Genomic DNA, 24,322 nt, shown 5'->3' with positions numbered 1-24,322 from the left:
TTTCCGACAATACGCTAAATTGAGCCAAATCGCCGTGCCGTGGGGCGGCCCTGCGATGCGCGGCGGCTTCGCCTTGAGCCCGTGCCGGGAGCCTAGACCTCTTCGACCGCCATCACCCCGGGCAGGCTTTTCAACGCGCCTTTGATTTCGGGCGTCACCGGGTATTCCATGCCGGTGTCGATCTCGACTTCGCCGGGCAACGCGGGGTCCATCAGGTAGAGGTAAATCGGGCCGCGCGCGGCCTTTAGCCCCTTTTGCGCCGCGTCCGCGAGGATGGTCGCGACCGAGGGAATCGCGCCCGGCTCTTCGACAAACACCTTGAGGCCGGTCGAGCCGGCATCGGCCACCGCCACGTCAATCGGCGCAACCGAACGACCGAGCAATTTGAGCTGATCACTCTCCATCGTCGCCTCGACCGTCACCACAACCTTGGCCCCGGTTTCGAGAAAATCGCGTGACTTTTCAAGCGTTTCGGAAAACAGCGTGACCTCGTAAGCGCCGGTGGTGTCGCTGAGTTGGCAAAAGGCGAAACGGTTGCCGCGTGCCGATTTCCGCTCTTGCCGCCCGGCGACAACGCCGGCCAATTTGGCAAGACAGGGCGTGCTTTCCGCCTTGGCCATCACCTCGTCGAGGGTCATCACGCCTTTGCGTTTCAGCGGGGCCATGTAGTCATCAAGCGGGTGGCCGGAGAGGTAAAAACCGATGGCCTTGAACTCTTCGGCCAGCCGTTCGGCGGGCAGCCAATCGTTGACCGGCGCGAGGCGTGGCTCGGGCAGATCGTCGCCCGCTTCGCCAAACAGCGACACCTGATTGGAGTTCTTTTGTTCATGCACCGCGGCGGAATAGGCCACCAGCGCATCGAGTGATTCAAACACCCGCCGCCGGTTTGCATCGAGCTGATCGAAGGCGCCGGAGCGGGCCAACATCTCAAGCGGGCGCTTGCCGACGCGTTTAAGATCGACCCGGCGGGCGAGGTCATAGAGCGTGGCGAACGGTTTGCCGTCGCGGCCCTCGACCACCAGTTTCATTGCCTCAAGCCCGACGTTTTTCAACGCGCCCAGCGCATAGACCAAGGCCCCGTCGACCACATCGAAGGTCGCCAAAGAGCGGTTCACGCAGGGGGGCACATAGGGCAGATCGAGGCCCTTCTTGACCTCTTCGAAGTAGACCGAAAGCTTGTCCGTCAGGTGGATATCGCAGTTCATCACGCCGGCCATGAACTCGACCGGGTGGTTGGCCTTAAGCCAGGCGGTTTGATAGCTGACGACGGCATAGGCGGCGGCGTGGGATTTGTTGAAGCCGTAGTTGGCGAATTTTTCCAAGAGGTCGAAAACCTCGGTCGCCTTCTTCTTGTCGACGCCGTTTTCCTTGGCACCTTTTTCGAATTTGGGCCGCTCGGCGTCCATCGCCTCTTTGATTTTTTTACCCATCGCGCGGCGCAACAGGTCGGCGCCGCCAAGCGAGTAGCCCGCCATGACCTGCGCGATCTGCATCACCTGTTCCTGATAGACGATAATGCCTTGGGTTTCCGCCAGAATATGGTCAATCGACGGGTGGACCGAGGTGATCTCTTTCAGTCCATTCTTGACCTCGCAATAGGTCGGGATGTTCTCCATCGGGCCGGGACGATACAGCGCGACGAGGGCAACGATATCCTCGATACAGGTGGGTTTCATGCGCTTGAGCGCATCCATCATGCCCGAGGATTCCACCTGAAACACCGCGACGGTTTTGGCGGCGGCGTAGAGCTTATAAGCGGCCTCGTCATCAAGCGGGATGGCGTTGATCTGGTTTTCGGCCCCTTCAGCGGGGTCATACAGTTCGGTTCCGCTGGCGGACACATGCAGCGGGCGACCGGATTTGAACACCAGATCCATCGCATTCTGGATCACGGTCAGGGTCTTGAGGCCGAGAAAGTCGAACTTCACCAGCCCGGCCTGCTCCACCCATTTCATGTTGAACTGGGTGGCCGGCATGTCAGAGCGCGGATCCTGATAGAGCGGCACCAGAGCATCCAGCGGACGGTCGCCAATCACCACACCGGCGGCGTGGGTCGAAGCATTGCGCAGCAGCCCCTCGACCTGTTGGCCGTAGGTCAGAAGGCGGTCAACCACCTCTTCGGCGCGCGCCTCTTCGCGCAGGCGCGGTTCATCCACCAACGCCTTTTCGATGGACACGGGTTTCACCCCCTCCACCGGGATCATCTTGGACAGGCGATCAACCTGTCCATAGGGCATCTGCAACACCCGCCCGATGTCACGCACCGCCGCCTTCGACAGCAGGGCACCGAAGGTGATGATTTGGCCCACTTTATCGCGGCCATATTTTTCCTGCACATAGCGGATCACTTCCTCACGGCGATCCATGCAAAAGTCGATGTCAAAGTCGGGCATCGATACCCGCTCAGGGTTAAGAAACCGTTCAAACAGCAGCGAATAGCGCAGCGGATCAAGGTCGGTGATGGTTAACGCATAAGCCACCAGCGACCCGGCCCCAGAGCCCCGCCCCGGCCCCACCGGAATTTCGTGATCCTTGGCCCATTGGATAAAGTCGGCAACGATGAGAAAGTAGCCGGGAAAGCCCATGCCTTCGATGATGCCAAGCTCGAAATCGAGGCGTTTCTGATAGTCCTCAACGCTGACGGCATGGGGGATTACCGCGAGCCGTTTTTGCAGGCCCTCGTTGGCGATGCGGCGCAATTCGGCAACTTCGTCATCCGCGAATTTCGGCAGGATCGGGTCGCGGCGATAACAGCCAAAGGCGCAGCGCTGCGCAATTTCCACTGTGTTTTCCAAGGCTTCCGGAAGATCGGCGAACAGCGTTGCCATCTCTTGCGGCGACTTGAAGTAATGCTCGCGGGTCAGGCGGCGGCGGCCATCCTGCTGATCGACATAGGCGCCCTCAGAGATACAGATCAGCGCGTCATGCGCCTCGTACATCTCGGGTTTGGGGAAATAGGCATCGTTGGTCGCCACCAGCGGCAGGTCCATCGCATAGGCCATTTCAACGAAACCCCGCTCGGATTTCGCCTCGGCCGGGGGCAGCCCGCCGTCACCGGGATGGCGCTGAAGCTCGACATAGAGCCGGTCGCCGTAGATCGCCTTGAGCCGCGTCATCAGCGCCTCGGCTGCCGGGCGCTGGCCCCGGCGCAACAGCCGCCCCACCGGCCCATCCGGACCACCAGACAAACAGATCAACCCGTCGGAATTGGCCTCTAGCTCCTCAAGTGTGACCTGCGGCAACGCCCCGCCTTTGTCGATGTAAAGGCAGCTGTTGAGCTTCATCAGATGCTCATAGCCCCGCTCGTTCTGCGCCAAAAGCACCACGGCGGCGGGGTCCACCGGTTTGTCGCCGGGCTTGGCCTCTTGATAGGCCACGTCAACCTGGCAGCCCATGATCGGCTGCACGCCGGCCGCCTGGGCGCCTACGGAAAACTCAAGCGCGCAAAACAGGTTGTTGCGGTCGGTCACGGCCACGGCGGGCATGCCCATATCGGCACAAAGCCCGGGCAGCTTTTTCAGCCGCATGGCACCTTCGAGAAGGGAATATTCGGTGTGGGTGCGGAGATGGATGAATCGGGGTGTGCTGCTCATCGCCCGACCATATTGCGACGGCCGGACCGAGGAAAGGCCAAGACGGGCCAGATTACGCAAAGCCCGGCGACGGGTGACATCGCCAAAGCCGAACGCTGTTTCAAAAATAGACGAACAATCGGGTAAGCATCTGATAACGCATAAGGCGCGGTGCAAAGCGGCTGCTTAACCCTTGTGCGCCGCTCGGTTTTTCTGCGCTGCGGCTAAGGATTTTCTTGCAACCCTGCAAATTGCCTCCCTATCCTCGTAAAATCCCGAAAGGCACGCAGGTTTTCTACGCCGCATCGAAAACTTGCCAAGAGGTGCGCATGGTAGAGCGGCAGGTCATCAACATGGACATAGGCTTTCTTCTCAACGGAGAACCGGTCCGGTTCCGCCCCGACACGCCAACAATGACGCTTCTGGACTGGCTGCGGGAAGAGCGTGGCCTGACCGGCACCAAGGAAGGCTGCAACGAGGGCGATTGCGGCGCCTGCACTGTGATGGTGCAGGACGACAGCGGCATTCGCGCGCTCAACGCCTGCATCCTGTTCCTGCCCCAGCTAGATGGCAAGGCGGTGCGCACCGTCGAAGGCATCCGCGACGACGCGGGCGGGCTGCATCCGGTGCAACAGGCGATGGTGGAACATCACGGCTCGCAATGCGGCTTTTGCACGCCGGGCTTCATCGCCTCGATGGCCACCGCGCACACCAATGGCCAGACCGACCACGACGACCGCCTCGCGGGCAACCTTTGCCGCTGCACCGGCTACGCCCCGATTGTCCGCGCCGCCAAGGCCGCCGAAAGCGCCCCGGTGCCAAAGTGGACCGCCACCGATGCTTCTTCTGTTCAAAAATACCTCGGGGGGAGCGCAGCGGGGGGCAGAGCCCCCCTCCTTCCGCAAAACTCGGACGAACTGGCGGAAGTATACGCCAAAACCCCCGAGGCCACCCTGATCGCCGGTGCCACGGATGTCGGCCTTTGGGTCACCAAGCAGTTGCGCGAACTGGACCAGCCGATCTTCCTGCATCAGGTCCGCGATCTGCAAGAGATCGAAGACTGGGGCGACACGCTGAAAATTGGCGCGGGCGTCACCATCGCACGTCTTTGGCCGCTGATGGCCGAGCTTTATCCCAGCTTTGGCGAGCTTTTGCGCCGCTATGGCAGCGTGCAGGTCCGCGAGGCCGCCACCCTTGGCGGCAATATCGCCAATGGCTCGCCGATTGGCGACAGCCCGCCGGTGCTGATCGCGCTCGGCGCGCGGTTGCATCTGCGCCATGGCGCGGCGCGGCGGGATATTGCGCTTGAGGACTTCTTTATCGACTACGGCAAACAGGACCGCGCGCCGGGCGAATTTGTCGAGGCTGTGACCCTGCCGAAAGGCCAGAGCGCCCTGCGCTGTTACAAGATTTCCAAGCGCTTCGATCAAGATATTTCCGCGCTTTGTGCGGCGTTTAATGTGACGGTTAAGGACGGCAAAGTCACCGCCGCCACCCTCGCCTATGGCGGCATGGCGGGCACGCCGAAACGCGCCAAAGCCTGCGAGGCCGCGTTGATCGGCCAGCCGTGGTCCGAGGACAGTATGACAGCGGCCGCCGAGGCGCTGGAGCAGGATTTCACCCCGATGAGCGACATGCGCGCTAGCGCGGCGTATCGGATGCAGACGGCCAAGTCCTTGCTGACGCGATATTATTATGATCTCGATGGCACGCCGACCTCGGTGCTGGAGGTGCGGCCATGAGCGTTTCCAAACCCCTCCCCCACGACGCAGGCGCTTTGCATGTCACCGGGGCCGCGCGTTATGTCGATGACATTCCGACGCCGAAAGGCACGCTGCATCTGGCCTTTGGCCTCAGCGAGATTGCCAAGGGCACGATCACCGCGATGGATCTGACTGCGGTGCGGGCCGCGACGGGTGTTGTTGCGGTATTGACCGCTGAGGATCTGCCGTTTGCCAATGATGTCTCGCCGTCGATCCACGATGAGCCGCTGCTGTCGGACGGCGCCATTCACTACCTTGGCCAGCCGCTGTTTGCGGTGGTGGCCGACAGCCATCTGAATGCGCGCAAGGCCGCGCGGCTGGGGCAGATTGAGGCCGCGGAAGACAGGCCGCTTCTGACGATTGACGAGGCTTTAGCCGCGAACAGCCGGTTCGAGGAAGGGCCGCGGATCTATGCCAAGGGCGATGCGGCGACGGCGATTGCCGGGGCGGCGCATCTGCTTAAGGGCTCGCTGACGATGGGCGGGCAAGAGCACTTTTACCTTGAGGGTCAGGCGGCGCTGGTGCTGCCGCAGGACAATGGCGACATGCTGGTGCATTCCTCGACCCAGCACCCGACGGAAATTCAGCATAAGGTGGCCGAGGCCATCGGGGTGCCGATGCACGCGGTACGGGTTGAGACTCGGCGGATGGGCGGTGGCTTTGGCGGCAAAGAGAGCCAGGGCAATGCTTTGGCGGTGGCCTGTGCCGTTGCGGCGCGGCTGACGGGCAAGCCCTGCAAGATGCGCTATGACCGCGACGATGACATGGTGATCACTGGCAAACGCCATGATTTCCGCATCGATTATGAGGTCGGCTTTGACGACGCGGGCCGCATTGCCGGGATCGATTTCGTGCAATATGCCCGCTGTGGCTGGGCGCAGGACCTGTCGCTGCCGGTGGCCGACCGGGCGATGCTGCATTCCGATAATGCTTATCTGCTCGAACATGCGCGGATCGAGAGCCATCGGCTTAAGACCAACACCCAGAGCGCCACTGCCTATCGCGGCTTTGGCGGGCCGCAGGGGATGCTGGGGATCGAGCGGGTGGTTGACCATATCGCGCATCACCTCGGGCTGGACCCGCTGGCGGTGCGGCGGGTGAATTACTACGCGGCTCCGGCAAAGACCGGCGCGGGCACTGGGGCGCGTTTTAGTGGCGACACCACCGGCAAGGGCAGCCGCTATGCTACGCCCGGTCCGGCGGCGGCCCCAAGCGAAGATCTGGCCTCGCGTGGGGCAGCGTCGAACGTGGCGGCCCCCGCTGTGCCAGCGCCGAAACCGGGGGCGCAGACCACGCCTTATGGCATGGAAGTCACGGATTTCATTCTGAATGAGATGACGGATGCGCTGGCCGAACAGGCCGAGTACGGCACGCGCCGGGCGGCTGTGAATGCGTGGAATGCAGGCAATCCGGTGCTGAAACGTGGGCTGGCGCTGACGCCGGTGAAGTTTGGGATTTCCTTTACGCTGACCCATCTTAATCAGGCCGGCGCGCTGGTGCATGTTTATCAAGACGGCTCGGTGCACCTTAATCACGGCGGCACCGAGATGGGTCAGGGCCTGTTTCAGAAGGTGGCGCAGGTGGCCGCAAGCCGCTTTGGCGTGCCGATTGAGACCATTAAGATCACCGCGACCGATACGGCCAAGGTGCCCAATACCTCGGCCACGGCGGCCTCTTCCGGGTCGGATTTGAACGGCATGGCGGTTAAGGATGCCTGTGACAAGATCACGGCGCGGATTGCCGGGCATCTTGCGGAACTGCACCAACAGCCGGTCGAAAGCGTGCGGTTTGAGGACGGCGAGGTGCATGTGGGCGGCGAGGTTCTGAGCTTTGCGCAGGCCGCGAAAACCGCCTATGAGGCGCGGATCAGCCTGTCGGCCACCGGGTTTTACAAGACGCCGGATGTGGCCTGGGACCGGATCAAGGGACGCGGGCGGCCGTTTTTCTATTTCGCCTATGGCGCGGCGCTGACTGAATGTGTGATCGACACGCTGACCGGCGAAAACCGCATTCTGCGCACCGATATTTTGCATGATGCCGGGGCGTCTTTGAACCCGGCGTTGGACATTGGCCAGATCGAAGGCGGCTTTGTGCAGGGCGCCGGGTGGCTCACGATGGAGGAGCTGGTTTGGGACGATAAGGGGCGTTTGCGCACCCATGCGCCCTCGACCTATAAGATCCCGGCCTGTTCTGACCGGCCCGAGGTTTTCAACGTGGCGCTGTGGGAGGGGGAGAACCCCTCGGAGACGATTTACCGCTCGAAAGCGGTGGGCGAGCCGCCATTTATGCTTGGGATGTCGGCGTTTTTTGCGCTGTCGGATGCGGTGGCGGCCTGTGGGCCGATGTATCCTGACCTCAAGGCCCCGGCGACGGCCCAAGAGGTGCTGAACGCCATTGCACGGGCGCGCGGATGAGCGACTGGATTGGTGTCACGATTGCCGAGGCGCGCGGCTCGACCCCGCGCGATGCGGGCACGGTGATGCGGATTTGGCCGGACCGGCAAGAGGGCACGATTGGCGGCGGCGCGCTGGAGTGGCAGGCGACGTTGATCGCGCGCGAGATGCTGGCGGATGGCACCGAAGCGGCGCGGCGCAAGATGGCGCTTGGCCCCGATATGGCGCAGTGCTGTGGTGGCGCGGTGACGTTGGAATTTGTGCGCAATGCGGGAGTGTTACAGCCCGAGAGTGGCGCGCTGTGGATCTGGGGCGCGGGGCATGTGGGGCGGGCGATTGCCGCTGTGATGGCCCCGCTTGGCGTGCCGGTGACGTTGGTGGATGTGGCGGCGGATCGTTTGCCTGATCCGGTGCCTGCGCGGGTTACGCCGCTGGTGGCCGCTGATCCGCTGCGGGTGGTGCGCCATGCGCCGGAACAGGCCGATCACATCATCACCACCTATTCGCATGACCTTGATCTGGGCCTGTGTGACGCGCTTTTGCACCACGGATTTGCCAGTGCGGGGCTGATCGGGTCGGACACGAAATGGGCGCGGTTTCGCAAACGATTGGTCACTTTGGGCCATAGCCCCGCCCAAATTGCGCGCATTGCCTGCCCGATTGGCGATCCGAGCCTTGGCAAACATCCGCAAGCGATTGCGGTCGGTGTCGCCGCCCGTTACCTCAGAGAAAGCCGTCAGGCCCCTGCCCTCAAGGAGAGACACGCGTGAGAGAAACCTTGTTGGAGATCAAAGGGCTGACCAAAGCCTATCCGGGTGTGGTGGCCAATTCCGATGTGTCGTTTTCCATCGGGCGCGGCGAGGTGCATGCGCTGCTGGGCGAGAATGGCGCGGGCAAGTCGACGCTGGTCAAGATGATCTACGGCCTCGTCAAACCCGACAGCGGCAGTATGGCGTTGAACGGTGCGGCGTTTACCCCGCCCGACCCACATGCGGCGCGCGCGGCGGGGGTGGCGATGGTGTTTCAACACTTCTCGCTGTTCGAGGCGTTGACTGTGGCCGAGAATGTGGCGTTGGGGATGGAGAACCCGCCGAAACCGCGCGATCTGGCGCGCCAAATCCGCGAGGTTTCGGAGACCTATGGCCTGCCGCTTGACCCCGATCGCACTGTTGGGGGTTTGTCCGCGGGGGAGCGGCAACGGGTCGAGATTATTCGCTGTTTGTTGCAGGATCCCAAGCTGTTGATCATGGACGAGCCGACCTCGGTTTTGACGCCGCAGGAGGTGGAGATCTTGTTTCAGACGCTGCGCAAGCTGTCGGCGGAGGGCACGGCGATCCTGTATATTTCGCACAAGCTCGAGGAGATCCGCAGCCTGTGTGAAAGTGCCACGATCCTGCGGCTGGGCAAGGTGGTCGACACCTGCACCCCGCGCGAGACCACGGCGCGGGAGTTGGCGGAGATGATGGTGGGGGCGTCGTTTGATGCGGTCCATCGCGAGGCGCGGGATTTTGGCGCGGTGCGGCTTGAGGCGCGCGGGCTGTCGGTGGCGTCGCCGGGGGAGTTTGGCACCTCGCTGAAGGACATCTCGTTTGCGGTGCAGGCGGGTGAGGTGCTGGGCATCGGTGGGGTTGCGGGCAACGGGCAGGATGAATTGCTGGCGGCGCTGTCGGGCGAGATCGTGACAGCAGCAGAGATGGTGCAGTTTGACGGCGCGGCTGTGGGGGCGCAGGGGCCTGAGGCGCGGCGCAGGGCTGGATTGCTCTCGGCTCCGGAGGAACGGCTGGGGCATGCGGCGGCGCCGAACATGAGCCTGACCGAGAACGCGATGCTGACGGCGGCGGGGCGTGAGGGGCTGATGAAGAACGGCTTTCTCGATTGGGGCAAAGCGACGGGGTTTGCCGAGCGGGTCATCAAGGAATTTGACGTGCGCACGCCGGGGGCGTCGACGGCGGCGCGGGCGCTGTCGGGCGGGAATTTGCAGAAATTTGTCATTGGCCGCGAGGTGATGCAGCGGCCGCAGGTGCTGGTGGTCAACCAGCCGACCTGGGGTGTGGATGCTGCGGCTGCGGCTGCGATCCGGCAGGCACTGCTGCATCTGGCGGCGGAAGGTGCGGCGGTGTTGGTGATCAGTCAGGATCTCGATGAGCTGATGGAAGTGGCGGACCGGTTTGGCGCGCTGAACGAAGGGCGGCTGTCGGAGATCCGCCCGGTGCAGGGGCTGACGGTGGAACAGATCGGCCTGATGATGGGCGGCGCGCATGATATGGAGGTGGCCCATGTGGACGCTTGAGACCGACGGGACCGCGATTTCTTTGAAAGAAATCGGGCCGAAATCTTTTGAAGATTTCGGATGCGCGTGCGGGGGCGAGGAAATTTCATCAATGAAATTTTCAAAATCCATCAATGGATTTTGGCTGCGTCCGGGTGCGGGGGGCGTTGCATGATCCAGCTTGTCAAACGTCCGCAACCCTCGCGGCTCTGGACCGCTGTCACGCCGCTGTTGGCTGTGGTTCTGACGATGATCGTCGGTGGCATCATGTTTGCCGCCTTGGGCAAGCCGCCGTTGGAGGCGATACGCACGATCTTCTGGGACCCGCTGTTTCACCCGCAATTCGCCGCCTATTCGCGGCCGCAGCTTTTGGTCAAGGCCGGGCCGTTGATCCTGATTGCCATCGGGCTGTCGATCGGCTTTCGCGCCGGGATCTGGAACATCGGGGCCGAGGGCCAATACATCATGGGCGCGATCACTGGCGCGGGGGTGGGCCTTGCGTTCTATCCGCTCGACAGTTTCATCGTGTTCCCGTTGATGGTGATTGCCGGGGCCTTGGGTGGCTGGGCCTGGGGGATGATCCCGGCGGTTTTGAAGGTGAAGTTCGGCACCAATGAGATTTTGGTCTCGCTGATGTTGGTCTATGTCGCTGAGGCGTGGCTGGCGTCGGTGGCGTCGGGATTGTTGAAAAACCCCGAGGGCCGTGGCTTTCCCGGTTCGCGCAATTTTCAGCAGTATGACGCCGGGGCCAACACCGATGTGATCGCCGGCACCGGCATGCATTGGGGCGTGGTGGCGGCCTTTATCGCGGTGATCTTTGCCTATGTTCTGCTGACCCGGCACATTCGCGGCTTTCACATTCGACTGACCGGCGAAGCGCCGCGGGCCGCGAAGTTTGCCGGGGTGAAACCGGCCCGCGTTGTGCTGTTTTGCCTTGGCTTGTCGGGGGCTTTGGCCGGGATGGCGGGGCTGTTTGAGGTTTCCGGCCCTGCCGGGCAGATCACCATCGATTTTAACTCGGGGTATGGCTTCACCGCGATCATCGTGGCGTTTCTGGGCCGGTTGCATCCGGTGGGCATTTTGCTGGCCGGGCTGCTGATGGCGCTGACTTATATTGGCGGCGAGTTGGCACAATTGATGCTGGGTTTGCCCGGCGCGTCGATCCAACTGTTTCAGGGGATGCTGTTGTTTTTCCTGCTGGCGACGGATGTGTTCACCAATTATCGGATCGAGTTTGGCAAGGCGGAGGTGGCAGGATGAACCGGCCCTCTGTTCAAGCGCAAGCCGCGCCATCGCCGCGCCATGAGGCCGGGCGCGTCATGACACCGAATAGGAGCTTTGGCTGATGGATTTCGGAACAATCAACCCGGTCCTCCTTGTGGCCTCGCTTATGGTGTCGGCCACGCCGATCCTGCTGGCCGCCATCGGCGAATTGGTGGTGGAGAAATCCGGCGTGCTCAACCTCGGGGTTGAGGGCATGATGATCACCGGGGCCGTTGTCGGCTTTGCCGTCGCCGTCAACACCGGGTCGCCAGGGTTGGGATTTGTCGCGGCCGCGCTGGCTTCGGCTGTGCTGTCGCTGAGCTTTGGCGTTTTAACGCAGTATCTGCTGTCCAATCAGGTGGCGACCGGGCTGGGGCTGACGCTGGTGGGGCTGGGGCTGTCGTCGCTGATTGGCAAGCCGTATGAGGGGATGAAGTCCCCCACCCTGCCCGATCTGCATATCCCGCTTCTGGGGGATATTCCGTTCTTTGGGCCGATGCTGTTTCAGCATGATGCGATGGTTTACATCTCGATCGCGCTGATTGCGGCGGTCTGGGCGGTGCTGAAATTCACCCGCTTTGGGCTGATCCTGCGGGCGGTGGGTGAAAGCCACGATGCCGCCCATGCGCTGGGCTATAAGGTGATCCGCATCCGCATGATGGCGATCTTTTTCGGCGGGGCGTGCTCGGGGCTGGGCGGGGCCTACGTCAGCGTGGTTCGGGTGCCCCAATGGGTCGAAGGCATCACTGCCGGATCTGGCTGGATTGCCTTGGCGATTGTGGTGTTCGCAAGCTGGAAACCCTGGCGCGTGATGATCGGCGCCTATCTTTTCGGCGGCGTCACCGTGCTGCAATTGAACCTGCAAGCGGCGGGCACAAGCCTTCCTGTCGAATACTTGTCGATGTCGCCGTATCTGATAACAATCCTCGTGCTGGTTATCATCTCGGCCCGCGGCTATCACGGCGCGCCCGCCTCCTTGGGCCGCTCGTTCCACGCCTCAAGCTGAGGCACACACAAAAAAAACACGCACACTATCACTCAGGGAGCTACCACATGAAACGCAGAACTCTTCTTGCCAGTGCCGCGATGGCGCTGGGTCTTGCCAGCACGGCCTTCGCCGCGAGCCATTCAGATGTGACCAAGGTTGGTTTCGTCTATGTCGGGCCGATTACCGATGGCGGTTGGAATCAGGCGCATCACCATTCAGCCACCGAGATGAAGGAACATTTCGGCGACAAGGTTGAATTAGTCTATCAAGAATCCGTGCCAGAAGGTGCCGACAGTGAACGCGTGATGACTCAGATGGCGCTTTCGGGTGCGGACATCATCTTTACCACGTCGTTTGGTTACATGGACCCGACAGTAAACGTTGCCAAGAAATTCCCGGATGTGAAATTCGAGCACGCTACGGGCTACAAACGCGGCGACAACGTTTCCACGTATTCCGCCCGTTTTTATGAAGGCCGCGCCATCCAAGGCACGATCGCCGGGCATATGACCAAGACCAACAAGATCGGCTATATTGCGTCCTTCCCGATCCCCGAGGTCATTCGCGGCATCAACTCGGCTTATCTGCACGCTAAGAAGATCAACCCGGATGTCGAGTTTTCGGTGATCTGGGCTTATACGTGGATGGACCCCGCGAAAGAGGCCGACGCCGCCACCGCGTTAATCGAACAGGGTGCGGACGTCGTTTTGCAGCACACGGACTCTACCGCGCCGCAGGCCGCCGCTCAAAAAGCCGGCAATGTGATCACGTTTGGCCAAGCCTCGGACATGCTCGATTATGCGCCGATGCCGCGGGTGTCTTCGATCATTGACGATTGGGCCCCCTATTACATCGCGCGCGTCAAAGCGGTGATGGATGGTACATGGGAGTCGAAAGACACATGGGACGGCATTGGGCCGGGCATGGTTGGCATCGGCGAGATTTCGGATGCGGTGCCTGCGGATGTGAAAGCCGAAGCGCTGGCGATGAAAGACGCGATTGCGTCGGGCGCATACCACCCGTTCACCGGGCCGATCAAGAAACAGGACGGCTCTGACTGGCTGGCCGAGGGCGAGACCGCCGATGACGGCACGCTGGCGGGGATGGACTTTTATGTCGAAGGGCTGACGGGCACCATTCCGAACTGATCCTGCCTAGATGACCTTGGAATCCCCCGTCCTTTGTGGCGGGGGTTTTTGTTTGGCCGGGCGGTGGGGCGGCTTGTGCCAGTTGGGTTGGGCCTGTTGGTTTGGGCCAGTTAGATCAGAGGCGGGCCAGAAGCTCGGCTTTTTTGGTTTCGTATTCGGCATCACTCAGGATGCCTTTTTCGTGCAGCCCGGCGAGGCGTTCTATTCGGCTAAAAATCTGATCGTCGGACATATCGGACGGGGCGGCAGATGGGGCCGAAACCGGGTGCGCCGTGGCTTCGGGCGGGGCGAGCGGTGGGGGGGAAACCGGGGGTGCCGTGGCCTCGGGCGGGGCTGGCGCGGGCGAGATGGGGTGTACGGGCGGCGGGATTTGTGCCGCCGGGGTGGGCTCGACAGGCCGGGGCACAGGGTCGGCGGCGGGTTCGGGAGATGTGACCAAAGGCAGATCGGCCACGCGCACCAAGCCGTTTTGGCTGGTGAGGGTGATGCTTTGACTGCCGCTTTGTGCCTGACCAAACCCGGTGATCTGGTGATCGCCGGTGTCATAGACGCTGATCCGGCCCGCCACATCGATGGCCAGCCGCCGCTTCATCGGGAAATACGCATAGCGCAGATCATTTTGCGACCCGACGGAGGCCGGTTGCCCCAATTCGGCGGGCCAGTCCGGCGCGCTCGGGATGAACAGGCTGGACCCGCTGCCCTGCGATTGCGTGCTGGCGTGACCATTGGACTGGGATTGCGACTGCGACGACACCGGCGCCGCAAACATCGCGTGGTTGCGCAAAATCCCGGCAATATCAGAGCACAGCGCATCGACGCGGGCCTTGAGCCCGGTGTTGAACATGTCGCCCACCATCGTCATCCCGCCGTGCGACCACTGGCCCATACCGCCCACCTCTTGGTGGTTGAACTGTGCCTGCGTGCCGCGCCCGGCAACCACGGCTCTTACCATATGCAGCGCGGCGTCTGGGCTTATGGCGTGGCGTGCGGCGATCTCTGCGACCAACCGTTGCCCTTCGTCGGTCAAACTTTGCATGTTGTGATCTTTGCAATTGGGGGTGTTTGCCGGGCCATAGCATTTCGGCGGCACTTTTGACACGTTTTGTTGGGGCTGCGGGCCGCGCCGTGCCGCTGTGCCCAAATTGTGGACGACAGCGCGCGGTTTGTCCGATTTATGCGCGAGGGACAGGCGCGGGTGAGGCCTGCGAAAATCGCACCAATTGCGCGCACTCACTCGCCTTTTGGGGAACAGTCGCTATCCTCGGGCAAAAGCCGAAAGGGAGTCATCATGCGCAAGCTTCAGGTGCAAGGCGTTCACCACATCACGCTGACCGGGGCCGACCGGCAAACCAGTCTCGATTTCTGGGAGGGCGTGCTGGGGATGCCCTTCATTTTCGATCAGCCCAATCTGGATGATCCCGACGAAGCGCATCTGTATTTCGACCCCGGCGATGGGCGGCTTATCACGATCTTTACCAATGAGACCCGCAAGCCCGTGCACAGCCGCACGCCGAGTGATCCGGGCTGTGTGCATCATCTGGCGTTCAACGTGTCGAAAGCGACGTTCAGCCAGGCGGTCGAGCGGTTGGACGCGCGCGGGATTGGCCATTCCGGGGTCAAGGATCGCGGCTTTATGGATTCGATTTATTTCAAGGATCCGCTTGGTCTGTTGATTGAACTGGCCTGTTACCGGTTCGAGCCGCCGATGGGCTGTAGCCATGCCGACGTGATGATCGAGGCGCACCGTATCCGCGTGGATCGGGGCGATTACAGTATTGCCGAGGTGCATTTGGCCGATGCAATCGAGGGGTTGGTGGCGCGCCGCCAACAGAGCCTGAGCGAAGACAGAAGCGCGCGCGACCCTTATGGAAAGTCCTGACCCATGCGAATGACCACGATTGACGGCAGCCCGGTCAGCCGGTTTGCCTTTGGCACGATGCAATTTGGCGGCAAGGCCGATGAGGCCGCCGCGCACGCGATGTATGAGGCCTGTCGCACCGCGGGCGTCGCGCATTTTGACAGCGCGCATGTCTATACCGGCGGGCAATCCGAAGAGATCCTTGGCCGCTGTGTGACCGACCGCGAGTCGGTGTTTGTCGCGACCAAGGCGAATTATCTCGGCGGGGCCGGGCCGGAGAACATTCTGAGCAGTCTGGACGAGAGCTGTGCGCGGCTGGGGATGGAGGTGGTGGACCTCTATTACATGCATCGGTGGGATGAGGATGTGCCATTGAAGCAGACCTTTGAGACGCTGGCGCGTCTGCAGGAGGCCGGGCGCATACGTTATATCGGCGTGTCGAATTACGCGGCGTGGCAGGTGATGAAGGCGCAGGCGGTGGCGGCACAGTTTGGCACACGGATCGATGCGTTGCAGCCGATGTACAACCTTGTGAAGCGGCAGGCCGAGGTTGAGATTTTGCCGATGTGCGCCAGTGAGGGCATCACCGCCTTTCCCTATTCGCCGCTGGGGGGCGGGTTGCTTACCGGGAAATACGCGCGGGGCGAAGGCGGGCGGCTGGACGAAGTAGATATGTATTCCAAGCGCTATGCGCCCGGTTGGATGCGGGCGGCGGCGGCGGATTTGGCGAAAATTGCGGCCGAGCTTGGCACTGCACCGGCGACTTTGGCGGTGGCCTGGGCGGCGCGCCATCCGGCGGGGCCGCATCCGATCATATCCGCGCGCTCAACGGAGCAATTGATGCCCTCGCTTGAGGCTTTGCGGTTTGAGATGGACGATGCGCTTTATGCCCGGATTTCGGCACTGGTGCCCACGCCGCCACCTGCGACGGATCGGTTGGAGGAGGCTTGAAGGAGAGGCCTTAGGCTCAGGACCCATTGATCTGCTTGAGGCTACGTCGGCAGCGTGATTCAAGCTCCCAAACTGACGGGGGTGATGATGAGCAACCTTTTCTGGCTAACGGACGCGCAGATGGACCGGCTTCGGCCGTTTTTTCCCAAGAGCCATGGCAAGCCGCGGGTGGATGACCGGCGTGTTCTGAGTGGGATAATATTCATCAATCGCAATGGCTTGCGCTGGTGCGACGCGCCCGCGGAATACGGCCCGGCCAAAACGCTCTATAACCGCTGGAAACGATGGAGCGACAAGGGCATTTTCGCGAGGATGATGCACGGCCTTGCGTCGGAGGCAGCGGTTCCAAAGACGGTGATGATCGACGCGACCTATCTGAAGGCGCACCGCACGGCGAGCAGTCTGCGGTCGAAAAAGGGGGGCCCGACGACCAGCGGGGGCGCGCGATCGGCCGAACCAAAGGCGGCATGAACACCAAGCTGCATGCCGTCACCGATGCCGAGGGACGACCGATCCGGTTTTTCATGACCGCGGGCCAGGTCAGCGACTACACCGGCGCTGCGGCCCTTCTTGGCAGCCTGCCATCGGCACAATGGCTTCTGGCCGACCGGGGCTATGACGCCGACTGGTTCAGGGAAGCGTTGAAAGACAAGGAGATAAAGCCCTGCATCCCTGGCCGGAAGTCCCGCGCCAAGCCCGTCAAATACGACAAGCGCCGCTACAAACGCCGCAACAGGATCGAGATCATGTTCGGGCGCCTGAAGGACTGGCGCAGGATTGCCACACGCTACGACCGATGCCCGAAAGTCTTCCTCTCCGCCATCGCCCTCGCCGCAACCGTCATGTTCTGGCTATGAAACGAGAACGAGTCCTGACCCTAGACAAGGTCGTCTCGACGGAACTCAAGCCGGGCCAGCGCCGACCCGTGGGGTGGCGCTGCTCGCGCTATGAGGGGCGCTTTATGCCTGCAAAATCGCTCAGTCGTTAGACGGGAAATCTGCTGCTCACAATAGCGCCGCCCCAGGGGGCGGGTCACGCCGAAGGCGTGCCTCCGGCACGACGCTGGCCCGGCGGCTTCGCCTTGATTCCGGGCCAGAGTGTCAGCCAGCGTTGCGTGGTTAGGGGTGGGCTGCGAATTCCGACTTCGCGTAGCCCTGCAAATACAACAGCGCGGTCAGATCGCCGTGGTTCACCCGCAGATCGCACTCCGCCGCGACCGAAGGCTTGGCGTGCAGCGCAACCCCGGCCCCGGCGCGACCCAACATGCCAAGATCGTTCGCCCCGTCGCCCACCGCCAGCACATCCGCATCCGTGATGCCCAAGCGCGCGGTGATCTCTTCGAGCGCCTGCACCTTGGCCTCGCGTCCAAGGATCGGGCGGCCCACCTCGCCGGTCAATGCGCCCTCGCCCACGATCAAGGTGTTGGCGCGGTTTTCGTCAAAGCCAAGTTGCTCGGCCACCCGCGCGGTGAAGGCGGTGAAGCCCCCCGAAACCAGCGCGCAATAGGCGCCGTTGGCCTTCATCGTGGCCAGCAGAGCCGGGCCGCCGGGCATCAGGGTGATCCGGGCGTCCAGCACCTGGCCGATGATCGCCTCGGGCAGACCTTTGAGCAAGCCGACGCGCTCGGTCAGCGCGCCCTCGAAATCCAGCTCGCCGTTCATCGCCCGCGCGGTGATGTCCTTGACGCGGGCGCCAACGCCGGCCTCTTCGGCCAGTTCGTCGATGCATTCCTGCTCGATCATCGTCGAGTCCATATCGGCCAGCAGCATCTTTTTGCGGCGGCCCTCGGCGGGCTGCACCACCAGATCGATCCCCAGCGCCTGCATGTCATCCCAGACCTGCCAGCGGTTGCCCGGCATCACCTCAAGCGAGAATTCCGCCGCCTCGTCGGGGGCCAGCCACTCCAGCGTGCCCCCGCCCCAAGCATTGCGCAGCGCCTCGGCAGCGGCGGGATCAAGCGTTCCGGGTTTGGCGATCAAAGTGCAGACATACATGGCGCGGCCTTTCGTTTGACGGCAGCCCATAGCGCAGAGTTTGGCATAATGCCACTGCCCGATTGCGACGCCGACAACGGCGATACGCGCGTTTCCTATCGGAACGGACGTGGTCGCCTTTTCATGCCAATTGGTCGTAGACGCCGCATTTTTGCGCTTGTGCGGAATCAGAAACGCCCATATTGCGGCCCGTGGGACACCCTTCCCCAACGAAGGGCGCTTATCTGGAAGGATAGCATTTTATGGCTATGCAAAAACCGGCCACGCGGCCGATGAACCCGCGTTTTTCCTCTGGCCCCTGTGCCAAAATCCCCACATTCGAGCTGGCAAACCTGTCCGACGCGCCTTTGGGCCGGTCGCACCGTGCCGCTGTGGGCAAGGCGAAGCTGAAAGCCGCCATCGAAGAGACCCGCGAGCTGCTGGGCATCCCCGCCGACTATCGGATCGGCATTGTGCCCGCTTCCGACACCGGCGCGATGGAAATGGCGATGTGGTCGCTGCTGGGTGCGCGCAAGGCGACGATGGTTGCCTGGGAAAGCTTTGGCGCGGGCTGGGTTGCGGATGTGGTCAAACAGCTGAAACTCGACGCTGAGGTGAAGACCGCCGAGTATGGCGAGATCGTCGATATGGCGGCAGTGGATTATGACACCGACGTGGTGTTCACCTGGAACGGCACCACCTCGGGCGTGCGGATGCCGAATGGCGACGCGATCCCGGCGGACCGAGATGGCCTGACCATCTGCGACGCCACATCGGCGGCCTTTGCGATGGACCTGCCGTGGGACAAGCTGGATGTGACGACCTTCTCTTGGCAGAAAGTGCTGGGCGGCGAAGCGGCGCATGGGATGCTGATCCTGTCGCCCCGCGCGGTGGAACGGCTGGAAAGCTACACCCCGGCCTGGCCGCTGCCGAAGATCTTTCGCCTGACCAAAGGCGGCAAGCTGATCGAAGGCATCTTTGTGGGGGAAACCATCAATACGCCGTCGATGCTGGCGGTTGAGGATTACCTTGTGTCGCTTGATTGGGCGCGGTCGGTTGGCGGGCTGAAGGGCCTGATGGCGCGGGCGGATGCCAATGCTCAGGCGATTTTCGATTTCTGCGCGGCCAACGATTGGATCGCCAATCTCGCGGCGGACGCGGCCACGCGGTCGAACACCAGTGTGTGTCTGAAGTTCACCGACCACCGGATCACCGATGGCGCAGTCTTTGCCAAAGCGGTGGCGAAGCGGCTGGAAGCGGAAGGCGTGGCGCTGGACGTGGGGGCCTATCGCGACGCTCCGGCGGGCCTGCGCATCTGGTGCGGCGGCACAGTGGAAACGGCGGACATCGCGGCCATGCTGCCTTGGCTCGACTGGGCGTTCCACGCCGAAATCGACGCGCTGTCCTCCGCGGCTTGACGCCGATTTCTTAAACAAGAAATCGGACCGGACTCTTTGAAAGAGTCCGGTTCCCTCCCCTTTCAAATTGCATCCAAAGGACCAATCTCATGGCTCCCAAAGTACTCATCTCCGACAGCCTGTCTGAAGCCGCCGTTCAAATCTTTCGCGATCGTGGCATCGACGTCGATTTCCGCCCTGAACTGGGCAAAGACAAGGACAAGCTTGCCGAAGTGATCGGCGACTATGACGGCCTTGCCATCCGCTCGGCCACCAAAGTCACCGAAAAGATCCTCGACGCCGCCACCAATCTCAAGGTGATCGCGCGCGCCGGCATTGGCACCGACAACATCGACAAGCCCGCCGCCTCGAAAAAGGGCGTGATCGTGATGAACACGCCGTTTGGCAACATGATCACCACCGCCGAACACGCCATCGCGATGATGTTCGCCGTGGCGCGCCAGATCCCCGAGGCCAGCGTTTCCACCCACGCCGGCAAATGGGAAAAGTCCAAGTTCATGGGCGTCGAGCTGACCAACAAGACCCTCGGCGTGATCGGCGCGGGCAACATTGGCGGCATCGTCTGTGACCGGGCCCGTGGTCTCAAGATGAAGGTCGTGGCGTTTGACCCCTATCTGGGCCAGGAAAAAGCCGACAAGATGGGCGTTGAAAAGGTCGAGCTCGACGAGCTGCTCAAGCGCGCCGATTTCATCACCCTGCACGTGCCGCTGACCGATGGCACCCGCAATATCCTGAGCCGCGAAAACCTTGCCAAGACCAAGAAAGGCGTGCGGATCATCAACTGTGCGCGCGGCGGTCTGGTTGACGAGCAGGCGCTGGCGGATGCGTTGAAAGACGGCCATGTGGCTGGCGCGGCCTTTGACGTGTTCTCGGAAGAACCGGCCAAGGAAAACCCGCTGTTCGGTCTGCCCAATGTCGTTTGCACCCCGCACCTTGGCGCGGCCACCACCGAAGCCCAGGAAAACGTGGCGCTGCAAGTGGCGGAACAGATGTCGAACTATCTGCTCACCGGTGCCGTCGAGAACGCGCTTAACATGCCGTCGGTGACCGCCGAGGAAGCCAAGGTCATGGGACCATGGGTGAAACTTGCGGGCCATCTCGGTGGTTTTATCGGCCAGATGACCGATGAGCCGATCAAGGCGATCAACATCCTGTATGATGGCTCGGTTGCAGAAATGAACCTTGCGGCGCTGAACTGTGCCACAATCGCCGGCATCATGACGCGCGCCAACCCCGAGGTGAACATGGTGTCCGCGCCGGTGATTGCCGAAGAACGTGGCGTCAAGATTTCGACCACCAACCAGCACAAATCCGGTGCGTTTGACGGCTATATGAAGGTGACCGTGGTCACCGACAAGCGCGAGCGTTCGATTGCCGGCACTGTGTTCTCGGACGGCAAACCGCGCTTTATCCAGATCAAAGGCATCAACATCGATGCCGAGATCGGCGCGCATATGCTGTATACCTCGAACGAAGACATGCCGGGCATCATCGGCACATTGGGCCAGACTTTGGGCGAAAACGGCGTCAACATCGCCAACTTTACCCTTGGTCGCCACGACAAAGGCGGCGAGGCGATTGCCCTGCTGTATGTTGACGATGTGGTGCCTGCGGACGTGCTGCAAAAGCTGTGCGACACTGGCATGTTCCGCCAGGTCAAGCCGCTGGCGTTTGAAGTGGCCTAAGCGCCCGTCTTTTGGCAATTCTGAAACGGGCGCTGCGCAGTTGCAGCGCCCGTTTTCATGTGCAGCCCAAGCGCCAAGATGCTATTCCGCGCGAATGCAAGCAGGAGGCGACAGGCGATGACAGCGATCTATGCCATAGGCGACATTCACGGCCAGTATGACATGCTCTGCACCGCGTTGGACTGGATCGAGGCCGACGGCGGCCCCGACGCGCGGGTGGTGTTTCTGGGCGATCTGGTCGACCGGGGGCCGAACGCGCGTGGCGTGATCGAGCGGTTGGTGACGGGCAAGGCCGAGGGGCGCAACTGGGTCACGATCAAGGGCAATCATGACCGGATGTGCGCACGGTTTCTGCACGACGGCACGCTGCATGACGCGCGCATTCTGTCGGGGCGCGGCTGGCTGTTTCCAGGGTTGGGCGGGCCGATGACGCTGGCCTCTTACGGGGTGGCGAATGCGGCAGACCGCCCCGTGGCCAAGGTTTTGGCCGAGGCGCAAGAGAAGGTGCCGCAGAGCCATCGCGATTTCATCGAGGCGCTGCCTTTGGTGCATCGCGAGCCGGGGCTGATCTTTGTGCACGCCGGGCTGCGCCCCGGTGTGGCGCTGGCGGATCAGGACGAGGATGACCTGCTGTGGATTCGCGATGAGTTTCACAATGAAACCGGGGCATTCGAGGCGCTGATTGTGCACGGCCATACCGTGGTGAAAACCCCGATGCACTATGGCAATCGGGTCAATCTTGACACCGGCGCGGGCTATGGCCATCCGCTGTCTGTTGGGGTTTTCGAGGACGGGGAAGTGTTTCACCTGACGGATTTGGGGCGCGCGGTGCTAAGCTAAGGCGCGGCGATCAGGTGTGATCGACCACCGCAAGGTGTTGGGCGAGCTTGGAAATTTCGGCCATCCACTGCGTGACCATCGACGGATCTGACGGCGCGGCCTGCACCCCGGCAGGGAGCTTTCCGGCCTGCGCTGCCTCGACCGCAAGCGCAACCGGAATTGAGACCAGACGCGCCATCGCGGTGCCGCGCGCGTCGCCCCAAGCATCAAGCACATGGGTCTTGTGCCAGACGGTGCCGGTGCTGTTGGAGGCCGAGAGCGACACGCAGAGGACCACGCGGTCCGGCTCATCTTTGCTATACGCGTGATCGTTCCAGAGGCTGTCTGACATCTGTTTCAGTTCCGCCTCATCGGCGGTTTCGACCGCATCAAACACCGGTTTCCACGCTTCGGCCCAGCCGTTGGGCCGCAGGGTGCCGCGCACGAAAGTCTCGACCCGCCAGGTGGGATCGAAGTGATATTCCTCGATGAATGGCACGGAATCGCGGTTGGGGTAGACCTCAAAACTTTCGGGGTGGGGCAGCGGCGCGGTGTAGGTGCTGAGCGCGTCCCAGGGCCGGGCCGCTGTGACCTCGCGAAAGTCGTGGAGCGCTTTCGACGGGGTTTTGAGAGCCTTCAATACGCCCAGCGGCGACCAGCTGAATTTATAGCGAAACGGGGTGGCGTGCTTGGGGATGCCGCCGCAATAGGAGGTGAAGCCGAGTGCATTCGACGCCTCGCAGCGTGGGCTTGTGCGGTAATCAGATACCAGCGCATGCGCCATCAAGTGATCGATCCCCGGATCAAGCCCGACCTCGTTAACCAAGCTCACGCCCCTGATCTGGGCCTTGGCATGCAGGGCGCGCATCTCGGGGCTGATGTAGCTTGATGAGACGAAATGCGCGCCTTTGGTGATCGCCAAAGTGGCGAGGGGCACGTGCCAATTTGCGGGCAGCATCGAGACGATGACATCTTCGGGCTGGACCTCGGCGGTGAGGGCCTTGATGTCGAACCGCTTGATCTGGTTGGTTAAATCGCCCACCGCATCCTGCGCCTTGTCCAGCGTGCGGTTCCAGACGGTCAGGGCGTGCCCGGCCTGTAGCAATCGGCGCAGACCGGGGACCGCTGACAGTCCGGTGCCGCACCAATGGATCGTCATGCGCCGGCTGCCGCGGCGAGATGGCGTTTAAATTCCACGTTGGCGCGGCCCCAGACGCCGGTGGTCAGGTCGCTCAGCACCATGAGCGAGGGCAGCAGTTGCGCGGCGTAGTCCAGCGAGCTTTCCACCGGCAACATCGAGGGCAGATTGTCGATTGCGGTGACATCGAGCGGCGGGGTCGCGTGGACGCGCAGCGCCGGGTCGGCCCATGTTGTGGTGCGGTCATAGACCTTGATCGGAGAGAAATCGCTGTCGGGATCACAGGCGATATCGCCGATCACGGTGAGCCTGCGGGGGGCGGTTTTGGCATTGGCGGGCACAAAGACCGGCGTGCCGGGGCGCGCGAGGATGCAGTTGAGGAAAATGTCGTGGTCGAGCACTTCGGGAAACGGCCCGCCGCTGGCGGTTTCGGCCATGTCCCATTGTGTGACGCGCACGCCCATCGCATCACACAGGTCCGCCGCGCCCGATCCAACACGGCCCAACGCGCCAATCACGATGGCATCGGGGCGGGCTTTGCCGGTGAGCGACAGCGCCTCTTCCAGATCAGCTTTGAGGTGGTCCGCCGAGGGGTGCGTCGCGACCGGACCGCAAAGCGCTCCGTCCTGCTGCGCCGCCCAACAGCGCAGCGCTACGGCGGCCCCGGCAAACCCGGCCCAATAGCCAAAGGCGGCCACCCGGCGGCCGGTTTTATCCACCAGATACTCGAGATCATAGAGCGTGCCACCCCCGGCGCGAAAGCGCGCGAGCAGCACCTGCCCCGACGGCTGGCCTTTGTAGGCATGGCCAAACAGGATGTGGCGATGGGTCAGTGGGGTGCCGTCTTCGGGCAGTTCCTTGAGGCCAAAGATGATCGCGTCGGCGGGGGCCTTGGGCCAGCTGTTTTCCGGCGCGATGGCACAGCCCGCGTCGCGATAGCCGTCAATCGGGATGGCGCGCACCGAGCTTTCCTCGACCGTCACTTTGATTCCCTGCGCCAGCAGTTGCGCCGCGCCTTCGGGGGTGATTCCGACGCGTTCTTCGTTTTGGCGCTGTTCGGCCCGGACCCAAAGATGTGTCATAG

19 protein-coding genes are annotated in these 24,322 nt (G+C 62.4%); 14 read left to right on the top strand and 5 right to left on the bottom strand.

What is annotated here, in order from left to right; translation table 11 throughout:
- Positions 1 to 92: 92 nt before the first annotated feature.
- A complete protein-coding gene (gene dnaE / locus ACW9UO_RS13385) occupies positions 93 to 3,593 on the bottom strand; it encodes a DNA polymerase III subunit alpha (protein WP_457086291.1) in 3,501 nt (1,166 codons plus the stop codon).
- A gap of 332 nt (positions 3,594 to 3,925) precedes the next feature.
- Between dnaE and xdhA the strand changes: the two genes are divergently transcribed.
- The 8 genes from xdhA (at position 3,926) to ACW9UO_RS13345 (ending at position 13,396) form a co-directional block, all read left to right on the top strand.
- Positions 3,926 to 5,314, top strand: a complete 1,389-nt coding sequence (gene xdhA / locus ACW9UO_RS13380) for a xanthine dehydrogenase small subunit (RefSeq protein WP_457088654.1) — start codon at positions 3,926 to 3,928, stop codon at positions 5,312 to 5,314.
- Positions 5,311 to 7,749: a xanthine dehydrogenase molybdopterin binding subunit gene (gene xdhB, locus ACW9UO_RS13375; RefSeq protein WP_457086290.1), complete on the top strand. Its 2,439-nt coding sequence runs from the start codon at positions 5,311 to 5,313 to the stop codon at positions 7,747 to 7,749. Before xdhA ends, xdhB begins: the two co-directional genes overlap by 4 nt.
- Entirely contained in the window at positions 7,746 to 8,498 is a 753-nt protein-coding gene (gene xdhC, locus ACW9UO_RS13370; RefSeq protein ID WP_457086289.1) for a xanthine dehydrogenase accessory protein XdhC, read from the top strand. The genes xdhB and xdhC overlap by 4 nt, the downstream gene beginning before the upstream one ends.
- Positions 8,495 to 10,018 carry an ABC transporter ATP-binding protein gene (locus ACW9UO_RS13365; protein WP_457086288.1) on the top strand — a complete coding sequence of 508 codons (1,524 nt, stop codon included), beginning with the start codon at positions 8,495 to 8,497 and terminating at the stop codon, positions 10,016 to 10,018. The genes xdhC and ACW9UO_RS13365 overlap by 4 nt, the downstream gene beginning before the upstream one ends.
- Complete coding sequence (locus ACW9UO_RS13360; protein WP_457086287.1) at positions 10,005 to 10,172, top strand: hypothetical protein; 168 nt, start codon at positions 10,005 to 10,007, stop codon at positions 10,170 to 10,172. The genes ACW9UO_RS13365 and ACW9UO_RS13360 overlap by 14 nt, the downstream gene beginning before the upstream one ends.
- On the top strand, positions 10,169 to 11,257 hold the full coding sequence (locus ACW9UO_RS13355; RefSeq protein ID WP_457086286.1) for an ABC transporter permease: 1,089 nt from the start codon (positions 10,169 to 10,171) through the stop codon (positions 11,255 to 11,257). Before ACW9UO_RS13360 ends, ACW9UO_RS13355 begins: the two co-directional genes overlap by 4 nt.
- Positions 11,258 to 11,342: 85 nt before the next feature.
- Positions 11,343 to 12,266: an ABC transporter permease gene (locus ACW9UO_RS13350; protein WP_457086285.1), complete on the top strand. Its 924-nt coding sequence runs from the start codon at positions 11,343 to 11,345 to the stop codon at positions 12,264 to 12,266.
- Between the two features lie 47 nt (positions 12,267 to 12,313).
- Positions 12,314 to 13,396, top strand: coding sequence for a BMP family ABC transporter substrate-binding protein (locus tag ACW9UO_RS13345; RefSeq protein ID WP_457086284.1), 1,083 nt, complete (start codon positions 12,314 to 12,316; stop codon positions 13,394 to 13,396).
- A gap of 115 nt (positions 13,397 to 13,511) precedes the next feature.
- On the opposite strand, the gene ACW9UO_RS13340 is transcribed toward ACW9UO_RS13345, so the two are convergent.
- A complete protein-coding gene (locus ACW9UO_RS13340) occupies positions 13,512 to 14,432 on the bottom strand; it encodes an SHOCT domain-containing protein (protein ID WP_457086283.1) in 921 nt (306 codons plus the stop codon).
- 252 nt (positions 14,433 to 14,684) lie between these two features.
- Here ACW9UO_RS13340 and ACW9UO_RS13335 point away from each other — a divergent pair, with 252 nt between their 5' ends.
- From ACW9UO_RS13335 to ACW9UO_RS13325, 3 genes are all read left to right on the top strand, one after another.
- A complete protein-coding gene (locus ACW9UO_RS13335; protein WP_457086282.1) occupies positions 14,685 to 15,275 on the top strand; it encodes a VOC family protein in 591 nt (196 codons plus the stop codon).
- Positions 15,276 to 15,278: 3 nt separating this feature from the next.
- On the top strand, positions 15,279 to 16,205 hold the full coding sequence (locus ACW9UO_RS13330; RefSeq protein WP_457086281.1) for an aldo/keto reductase: 927 nt from the start codon (positions 15,279 to 15,281) through the stop codon (positions 16,203 to 16,205).
- An 87-nt stretch (positions 16,206 to 16,292) separates the two neighbouring features.
- A protein-coding gene (locus tag ACW9UO_RS13325) for an IS5 family transposase (RefSeq protein WP_457088577.1) occupies positions 16,293 to 17,062 on the top strand; the annotation gives its coding sequence in 2 pieces (ribosomal slippage) (positions 16,293 to 16,629 and positions 16,629 to 17,062; 771 coding nt in all).
- Positions 17,063 to 17,323: 261 nt separating this feature from the next.
- Here ACW9UO_RS13325 and serB read toward each other — a convergent pair.
- Positions 17,324 to 18,199, bottom strand: coding sequence for a phosphoserine phosphatase SerB (gene serB, locus ACW9UO_RS13320; RefSeq protein WP_457086280.1), 876 nt, complete (start codon positions 18,197 to 18,199; stop codon positions 17,324 to 17,326).
- A gap of 242 nt (positions 18,200 to 18,441) precedes the next feature.
- On the opposite strand from serB, the gene ACW9UO_RS13315 reads away from it, so the two are divergent.
- The 3 genes from ACW9UO_RS13315 to ACW9UO_RS13305 all read left to right on the top strand — a co-directional run bounded on the left by ACW9UO_RS13315 (position 18,442) and on the right by ACW9UO_RS13305 (position 22,121).
- The gene (locus ACW9UO_RS13315; protein WP_457086279.1) at positions 18,442 to 19,596 is read left to right on the top strand and encodes a phosphoserine transaminase; all 1,155 of its coding nucleotides are present in this window, start codon (positions 18,442 to 18,444) and stop codon (positions 19,594 to 19,596) included.
- An 89-nt stretch (positions 19,597 to 19,685) separates the two neighbouring features.
- Complete coding sequence (serA, locus tag ACW9UO_RS13310; protein ID WP_457086278.1) at positions 19,686 to 21,281, top strand: phosphoglycerate dehydrogenase; 1,596 nt, start codon at positions 19,686 to 19,688, stop codon at positions 21,279 to 21,281.
- 117 nt (positions 21,282 to 21,398) lie between these two features.
- Positions 21,399 to 22,121, top strand: coding sequence for a metallophosphoesterase family protein (locus tag ACW9UO_RS13305; protein WP_457086277.1), 723 nt, complete (start codon positions 21,399 to 21,401; stop codon positions 22,119 to 22,121).
- Positions 22,122 to 22,131: 10 nt separating this feature from the next.
- On the opposite strand, the gene ACW9UO_RS13300 is transcribed toward ACW9UO_RS13305, so the two are convergent.
- Together ACW9UO_RS13300 and ACW9UO_RS13295 are read right to left on the bottom strand one after the other, a co-directional pair.
- Positions 22,132 to 23,259, bottom strand: a complete 1,128-nt coding sequence (locus tag ACW9UO_RS13300) for a saccharopine dehydrogenase family protein (protein WP_457086276.1) — start codon at positions 23,257 to 23,259, stop codon at positions 22,132 to 22,134.
- Positions 23,256 to 24,320, bottom strand: a complete 1,065-nt coding sequence (locus tag ACW9UO_RS13295; RefSeq protein ID WP_457086275.1) for a saccharopine dehydrogenase — start codon at positions 24,318 to 24,320, stop codon at positions 23,256 to 23,258. The genes ACW9UO_RS13300 and ACW9UO_RS13295 overlap by 4 nt, the downstream gene beginning before the upstream one ends.
- Between the last annotated feature and the right edge of the window lie 2 nt (positions 24,321 to 24,322).

It is taken from the genome of Marinovum sedimenti, assembly GCF_054052205.1.
This window is presented reverse-complemented; position numbering and strand designations above follow the sequence as displayed.

Coding starts and splice junctions, on each gene's coding strand:
- dnaE (WP_457086291.1), bottom strand. CDS start 3,593: ATGAGCAGCACACCCCGATTCATCCATCTCCGCACCCACACCGAATAT.
- xdhA (WP_457088654.1), top strand. CDS start 3,926: ATGGACATAGGCTTTCTTCTCAACGGAGAACCGGTCCGGTTCCGCCCC.
- xdhB (WP_457086290.1), top strand. CDS start 5,311: ATGAGCGTTTCCAAACCCCTCCCCCACGACGCAGGCGCTTTGCATGTC.
- xdhC (WP_457086289.1), top strand. CDS start 7,746: ATGAGCGACTGGATTGGTGTCACGATTGCCGAGGCGCGCGGCTCGACC.
- ACW9UO_RS13360 (WP_457086287.1), top strand. CDS start 10,005: ATGTGGACGCTTGAGACCGACGGGACCGCGATTTCTTTGAAAGAAATC.
- ACW9UO_RS13355 (WP_457086286.1), top strand. CDS start 10,169: ATGATCCAGCTTGTCAAACGTCCGCAACCCTCGCGGCTCTGGACCGCT.
- ACW9UO_RS13350 (WP_457086285.1), top strand. CDS start 11,343: ATGGATTTCGGAACAATCAACCCGGTCCTCCTTGTGGCCTCGCTTATG.
- ACW9UO_RS13345 (WP_457086284.1), top strand. CDS start 12,314: ATGAAACGCAGAACTCTTCTTGCCAGTGCCGCGATGGCGCTGGGTCTT.
- ACW9UO_RS13340 (WP_457086283.1), bottom strand. CDS start 14,432: ATGCAAAGTTTGACCGACGAAGGGCAACGGTTGGTCGCAGAGATCGCC.
- ACW9UO_RS13335 (WP_457086282.1), top strand. CDS start 14,685: ATGCGCAAGCTTCAGGTGCAAGGCGTTCACCACATCACGCTGACCGGG.
- ACW9UO_RS13330 (WP_457086281.1), top strand. CDS start 15,279: ATGCGAATGACCACGATTGACGGCAGCCCGGTCAGCCGGTTTGCCTTT.
- serB (WP_457086280.1), bottom strand. CDS start 18,199: ATGTATGTCTGCACTTTGATCGCCAAACCCGGAACGCTTGATCCCGCC.
- ACW9UO_RS13315 (WP_457086279.1), top strand. CDS start 18,442: ATGGCTATGCAAAAACCGGCCACGCGGCCGATGAACCCGCGTTTTTCC.
- serA (WP_457086278.1), top strand. CDS start 19,686: ATGGCTCCCAAAGTACTCATCTCCGACAGCCTGTCTGAAGCCGCCGTT.
- ACW9UO_RS13305 (WP_457086277.1), top strand. CDS start 21,399: ATGACAGCGATCTATGCCATAGGCGACATTCACGGCCAGTATGACATG.
- ACW9UO_RS13300 (WP_457086276.1), bottom strand. CDS start 23,259: ATGACGATCCATTGGTGCGGCACCGGACTGTCAGCGGTCCCCGGTCTG.
- ACW9UO_RS13295 (WP_457086275.1), bottom strand. CDS start 24,320: ATGACACATCTTTGGGTCCGGGCCGAACAGCGCCAAAACGAAGAACGC.